Raw genomic sequence first — 5,738 nt, 5'->3', positions numbered from 1 at the left:
CCCAAAAACTCCGTTTGGCTGAGGAAATCCGCCAACTCGTCCAGGGATCCCTGGGCTGTGAGGTCGATGGTTTGGTGGGCGGCGCGGGCCCGCTGCCGCTGTTTCTCCATCTCTTGCTCAAAGCCCTCCAGATCCACGCTGAAGCCGTGTTCCTGGGCAATTTCTTGGGTTAGCTCCAGCGGAAAACCGTAGGTATCGAAGAGCTTGAAGGCGTCGGCGCCGGAGATCTGCTTTGGCGAGCTGCTGTCACGGCGGGAAGATTCGACGGCAGTAAACAAATCCAGCAGTAGCCGTTCCCCCCGCTCCAGGGTTTTGAGAAATTGCTCTTCCTCCCGTTGCAGCTCGGTCTTGATCAGGGTTTCTCGCTCCCGCACCTGAGGATAGGCAGCCTCGGCCAACTGAATCGCGGTCTCGATCACCGGGATGGTGAAAGGCTCGCCGATCCCCAGCAACCGACCGTGGCGCACCATCCGCCGGATCAGCCGCCGCAGCACATAGCCCCGATCCACATTGGAAGGGAGCACCCCATCGGCAATCAAGTGCATCACTGCCCGCGCGTGATCCCCGATCACCTTCAGGGAGATTTGCTGCTCCGGGTCGGCCTTGGAGTAGTTCAGCCCGGCGATCCCAGCCGCCGTTTGAATGATGGGAAAGATCAAGTCCGTCTCGTAGTTGTTGGGCACCCCCTGCAACACTTGGGCCAACCGCTCCAACCCCAGGCCGGTGTCGATGTTTTGCTTGGCCAGCGGCATCAGGTGACCTTCGCTATCCCGGTTCAGCTCCATGAACACCAGGTTGTAGATCTCCAGAAAGCGGGAGTCATCCTCCAAATCGATCCGCTCATCCCCCAGCTCCGGCTTGAAGTCGTAGTAGATCTCAGAACAAGGGCCACAGGGGCCGGTGGGGCCGGCAGCCCAGAAATTATCCGCCTCTCCCATGCGCTGGATGCGGTGGGCCGGGATCCCTATCTCATCTCGCCAGAGGGCAAAAGCCTCCTCATCTTCGCGAAAGACGCTCACCACCAGCCGTTCCGGGGGCAGGCCGAAAACCTCCGTCACCAGCTCCCAGGCCCAGGCGATGGCCTCCTTTTTGAAGTAGTCGCCAAAGCTGAAGTTGCCCAGCATCTCGAAGAAGGTGTGGTGGCGCGCCGTTCGGCCCACGTTCTCGATGTCGTTGGTGCGCACACATTTCTGGGCCGTTGTAACCCGTGGGTACTCCGGATCCCGTTGCCCCAGGAAAATGGGCTTAAAGGGCAACATGCCGGCAATGGTCAGCAGCACCGTCGGATCTTCCGGCACCAAGGAGGCGCTGGGCAACACCTGGTGGCCCCGCTGAGCGTAGAAGTCCAGAAAAGTTTGCCGAATGGCGGCACCGGAAAGCGCTGGAAACATGACAGGCGAAGATGGCTGTATTCATCAATTCTAAGTTTTCCCTCTGCAGGGCAGTCCAGCCCTTGTTGTTCTCCTCTGTTCCACCAAACCCCATCCGCCGAAAACCTAAGCGATTTGTCCGATTAACCTCAGGGCGGGCAGACGCTAAGATCAGCCTATCTGAGGCAGTTGTGCAAGATTTGTTTCTTCTTGGTCTAACCTGTATGTATCTCTCACAACTTGCCTGCCGACTTCTTGGCTCCGTCTCGGTTGTCCGGATCGCCAGCCGGTAACCCCAAACTGGTATGCCCACTTGCTACTGCCTTAACCCTGCCTGTTTGCACCCGGAAAACCCGGCGGATGCCTCTACCTGTGCCTCTTGTGGCCATCCCCTCCTGCTGCGCAATCGCTACCGGGCCTTCAAGCGCATCGGCCAGGGGGGATTTGGCTCTACCTTTTTGGCGCGGGATGAGGACATGCCCTCCAAACCTTGGCGGGTGATCAAGCAGTTGCGCCCGGTCGAGGGATCCCCGCAACTGGCCAAGCTGGCGGAGGAGCTCTTCAATCGCGAGGCCCAAGTGCTGGAGCGCCTGGGGGAACATTCGCAGATCCCCAAGCTCTACGCCCACTTCCAGGAAGGCGGCAAGTTCTACCTGGTGCAGGAATTTATCCAGGGCATCACCCTCTCCCAAGAAATGCGTCGCAATGGGCCCTTTTCCGAAGAACAAACCCGGCAGGTGATGCAGGAGGTGCTGCTGATCCTCAGCTATGTCCACAGCCAAAACACGGTTCACCGAGACATTAAACCTGCCAACCTGATTCGTCGCAAAGAAGATGGTCGATTGGTGCTGATCGACTTTGGGGCCGTAAAGGAACTGGGGCCAGCCCAGGAGCAGGCGGCAGAAGTGACAGCAATCCGCTCCCTTGGCTTTTCTCCCCCGGAGCAAGTAGCCGGCCAGGCGGTCGGTCCCTCTAGCGATCTCTATGCCTTGGCTGCCACCTGCATCAACTTGATGACGTTGGAATCTCCGGCCAAGTTTTATAACCATGAAACGGGGCAGTGGGATTGGTCGGATTGCCTGCAGCTCAGCCCGGAATTCGACGCCATTCTGCACCGCATGTTGCAGCCGGCCATCAATCAGCGCTTTGCCACCGCCACCGAGGTCTTGCGGGCGTTGCAAGGGATCCCGGTGGAAGAAGCACCGATTGTGTTGCCCAACTCCCCCCTGTCTGCCAATCCCAGCACATCGGTGATCTCCGGCTACTGGGCCAAGCGCCGCTCGGGTGGTTTCTCGCCCACACCCCTACCTCAGTTCACTGCAGGGGGAATGACAGCCAGCAGCCCGCTATCCATCCCCTCTGAGTGGGGGAGCACCACCGGTTTTACCCAACTGGGCCGAGCCAGTAGCATCACAGGCGGCGGACGGATCAAGCCGGCCACCCCACCGCGGATCCCTTCCATGGCGGGGGCCGATCTACGGGGCAAGTCCTTTGCCAACCAAAACTTGGCCGGCTATGATTTGCGCCGGGCCGATCTGCGGGGGGCCGATTTCTCAGGGGCCAACTTGCAGGGGGCGGATCTGCGCGGCATCCTCTTCAACACCCCTCAACCCTACTGGCTGCGGGTTTTGATCCAACTGTCTGGATCGGCCAAAACATTGGGAGGGATCCTGACAGGCTTGGGGGGGCTGCTGGGCTCAGGGATCCTGGCCTTTTTGCTTGTCCGCCTGACCACGGGCAATTTGGTTTATGCGTTAGGAGCGGCCACGCTCGCTTTGGTGGTGGCCAGCTCGGTGATCTGGTCGATGGCCGGCAGGGTTCGTTTGGCTCGATACCCAGAAGAAAAGAGCAAGCGCTTTACCAACTTTTGCAAAGCGGATCTACGGGGGGCGCGGATGGACGAGAAGCTACGGAAGTTTGCCCGTCGGCAGGGAGCCATCTTGAGTTGACGCAGGGCGGATTGCGGATCTGGCGGATCTGGAATTTTGCGTTGCGATCTTTAACTTTATAGATCTTTAATAGTTTTATAGTTGTTTCAGGTTAGGATGAGACGTCTGGGCTACTGCTCGCGCCAGCGGGACGGAGTCCTTAGAAAAGCCTTCTGGCCCTCCGCATTATTGCCCCGCAATGCCATTGCTCCGCAACGCTGACGCGAAGACGCGACCGACGTCTTAGTGTGGGCACAGTGTCCTGGTTTGAATCGAGATGACTATAAACAAGAGATCAAGCCATCGAAGGGGGTGGAGAGGCCCATCTGCGAAGCGATTGATTGACCTGTTCCATCAAAGCTCGGCAGGCTACGGTTTTGCCCTGTTGCCGATCCCCAGCTTGGTCGTAAAAGACAATACCATCGGCCCGAGAAAGGCCCAACGCCAAGAACAACAGCTCCAAGACCCCAAAAGAAGCGGTCTCCAGCTCCGGCGCTCGATCCTTAAGCTCTGCCAGCGTGGTGTGGGCATCTTCCAGGTGGCCGAAGGCCGGGATCCACAGATGGGTCGTCGGCTGGGATCCCTCTGAGGATGAGTCGCCAGCAGCAGGATCCTCGACCACCCGCACCGTCAGCCAGCCGCCATCGGGGTAGCGCAAGGTGGTGTATTGCAGGTGATCCAGGTGTTGAGCCACCTGGGTGAGCACATCCGCCACCTGTTGCATTGCCGCCGTTGGGATCCCGTTTTGGGGAGCAGTATCCACAAGGGTTGCGGCCTGTGCTGCCAAACTAACCACCATGATTGACAACAATCCTCATTCACATCCAGAATAGATATTCGCAGCGATTGGGGCTGTAGTTCAATTGGTTAGAGCACCGCCCTGTCACGGCGGAAGTTGCGGGTTCGAGCCCCGTCAGCCCCGTACTCTTGAGAACACTCTAGCTTAGTCGCTCTCCTGCAGCCTCATATCTCCAGACTGATCTGATTTCTGATGGAGACTGCTGCGCAACGCGGTCGGCCTGGGGTTTAAGCTTCGGCGGTGGGGCCACTCTAAAATGGGGCTTAGTCCAGGGGAAAAACCATGCAGTATCGCAGATTTGGGCGTACCGAGCTGTCTATGCCCGTGCTGAGCTGTGGTGGCATGCGCTATCAACACAGTTGGCAAGATACTCCTTGGTCAGGGATCCCAGCGGCAAGCCAGCAGAACCTGGAGGCGACGATTCGCCGGGCCTTGGAGGTGGGCATCAACCACATCGAAACTGCCCGCGGCTATGGCACTTCTGAAATGCAGTTGGGCCGCATTTTGCCGCTCTTTCCCCGGCAAGATCTGATTGTGCAGACGAAAATTGGCCCCAGCGCCGACCCGCAGCAGTTCCTGGCCAAGTTCGAGCAATCGATGAGCTACTTGAACCTCGATTATGTGGATCTGCTGGCCATCCACGGGTTGAATACCTGGGAAGACTTGGAGCACAGCCTGCGTCCAGGGGGGTGTCTGGAGGTGTGTCAGCGCCTGGTACGGCAGGGGCGGGTGCGTTTTGTCGGCTTCTCCACCCATGGGCCGACGGAGTTGATTGTGGAAGCCATACGGTCAGGGGGCTTCGATTACGTCAACCTGCACTGGTATTTTGTCAACCAGACCAACTGGCCCGCCATTGAGGCTGCCGCTCAGCAGGATATGGGGGTATTCATCATCAGTCCCTCGGATAAGGGGGGCAGGCTTTACGATCCGCCCGCCAAGCTGGTGCAGTTGTGCCAACCCCTCAGCCCGATGGTCTTCAACGACCTGTTCTGTCTGTCCCATCCCCAGGTTCACACCCTCAGCATTGGGGCGGCCCGACCCAGCGATTTTGATGAGCACCTGCAGGCGGTGGAGTTATTGGATCGGGCTGATGAGCTGTTGCCGCCGATCCTGGCCCGCCTAGAGCAAGCTTTGATCGAGCAGGTGGGGGAACACTACGCCAAAACTTGGCACCAGGGCCTGCCTCGCTACGACCAAACCCCCGGACAAGTGAATATCCCGTTCATTCTGCTGCTGCGCAATTTGGTCTTGGCCTATGACTTGGTGGACTATGCCAAGAGCCGTTACAACCTGTTGGGCAATGCCGGCAGTTGGCTCCCCGGCCAGCGGGCAGACAAAGTGGATGCCGAAGCCCTGCGACCTTATCTTATCCACAGCCCCCACCGCGACCGGATCCCGGCTTTGTTGCAAGAAGCCCATCGCCTGCTCTCTGGAGCTGAGGTGAAGCGCCTATCTCAGAGCTAGCTTGCTCAGGGATCCCCCCGTTTGACGGTCGAGATCCGGTGGAGAAGATGATATGGCAAGGTTTACTCTTTAACCGCAGGAAAAAAAGAGTTGTCAGCTCCCGCCAGCGGCTCCTTATCTCATTTGGGTAGCTCGTGTTAGAGTGTAAACTACCCGACCCTGACTGCTTCGCAGTAC

The 5,738-nt window shown here is 58.6% G+C and carries 4 protein-coding genes and 1 tRNA gene; 3 read left to right on the top strand and 2 right to left on the bottom strand.

Annotated elements, in window-relative coordinates:
* On the bottom strand, window positions 1–1,391 hold a 1,391-nt coding region (gene alaS, locus NW829_RS00260), incomplete at its 3' end, for an alanine--tRNA ligase (RefSeq protein ID WP_414416176.1).
* A 284-nt stretch (window positions 1,392–1,675) separates the two neighbouring features.
* On the opposite strand from alaS, the gene NW829_RS00255 reads away from it, so the two are divergent.
* Window positions 1,676–3,319: a protein kinase domain-containing protein gene (locus NW829_RS00255; RefSeq protein WP_414416175.1), complete on the top strand. Its 1,644-nt coding sequence runs from the start codon at window positions 1,676–1,678 to the stop codon at window positions 3,317–3,319.
* A gap of 274 nt (window positions 3,320–3,593) precedes the next feature.
* On the opposite strand, the gene NW829_RS00250 is transcribed toward NW829_RS00255, so the two are convergent.
* On the bottom strand, window positions 3,594–4,097 hold the full coding sequence (locus tag NW829_RS00250) for a hypothetical protein (protein WP_414342275.1): 504 nt from the start codon (window positions 4,095–4,097) through the stop codon (window positions 3,594–3,596).
* 49 nt (window positions 4,098–4,146) lie between these two features.
* On the opposite strand from NW829_RS00250, the gene NW829_RS00245 reads away from it, so the two are divergent.
* A tRNA-Asp gene (locus NW829_RS00245) sits at window positions 4,147–4,220 on the top strand.
* Between the two features lie 159 nt (window positions 4,221–4,379).
* The gene (locus NW829_RS00240) at window positions 4,380–5,561 is read left to right on the top strand and encodes an aldo/keto reductase (RefSeq protein ID WP_414389563.1); all 1,182 of its coding nucleotides are present in this window, start codon (window positions 4,380–4,382) and stop codon (window positions 5,559–5,561) included.
* Window positions 5,562–5,738 lie beyond the last annotated feature (177 nt).

It is taken from the genome of Synechococcus sp. R55.8 (assembly GCF_047461895.1).
GTDB lineage: Bacteria > Cyanobacteriota > Cyanobacteriia > Thermostichales > Thermostichaceae > Thermostichus.
This window is presented reverse-complemented; position numbering and strand designations above follow the sequence as displayed.